Annotated in this window: 1 protein-coding gene; it reads right to left on the bottom strand. The window is 65.4% G+C overall.

Annotated features, from left to right (window positions below):
• Window positions 1–154 precede the first annotated feature (154 nt).
• Entirely contained in the window at window positions 155–640 is a 486-nt protein-coding gene (locus ACVOLL_RS20575) for a CcdC protein domain-containing protein (protein WP_481514566.1), read from the bottom strand.
• Window positions 641–775 lie beyond the last annotated feature (135 nt).

The raw sequence follows: 775 nt of genomic DNA, 5'->3' as shown, positions 1-775 counted from the left end.
CCCTCCTGATCCCGCACGAGCCCTTTTCTTCTTGGGCCGCGCCTGGGTGGGCTGGGTTATTTATTTTTACGCCCGCCGCGCCTTTGGGCCCGCCACTACATGTGCGGCTTTGCTTGTAGAGCCCCCTGCCGAGCATGGCTCGGCACTACCTACATCAACGTAGGCGTATCGCCAGACCTACCGCCTGCACCAGGCCATAGCTGATCAAGGCTGCCGCCAACGCCAAGGTCAACGGACTGGCATTGCCCATGCCCGTGCCCATGCCCTGGCTGAAAGCACCGCCATACCAGCGCCAGGCCAGGCGTCCGATCAGCAACAACGCCAAGCCACCGCCGATCCACGGATTTGGCGTATAGCCGGCCCGCCCATCGCGCTCGCTGATCAACGTGTGTTTGAGTGCGAACAGGCCCAGTCCAACCCCGGCGACTGCGCCGGCAACAATCCCCAACGCGACATGCGGGATGTAAATCGCCGCGACCACCAGCGCAGCACTCACCAGCGACAGGATGCCGATGCGGATGCCATTGCGAACCGGCCGCCACGGCTGCCAGCCGAAATGGCGACGGATGCGCCGGTAATACAACCAGCCGAAGCCAGCCGTCATCAACCAAGGCATATAGACAGGCAATGCAGCAGGCATGAAGCGTCCCCGTGTTGTAGGCGCGGCGTAAGCCGCGAAGCTGACAATACATCCGACATCTGTAGTGGGGGGGGGCCGCCCGGCGCGGCGCCCCCCCGGGAAACGCCCCGGCCCCCGCCGGGGGGGGGCGGCCGC

The organism is Stenotrophomonas sp. STEN035 (assembly GCF_056759935.1).
This window is presented reverse-complemented; position numbering and strand designations above follow the sequence as displayed.

Bases quoted from the DNA above. Each gene is read 5' to 3' on its own strand.
- ACVOLL_RS20575 (WP_481514566.1), bottom strand. From the start codon at position 640: ATGCCTGCTGCATTGCCTGTCTATATGCCTTGGTTGATGACGGCTGGC.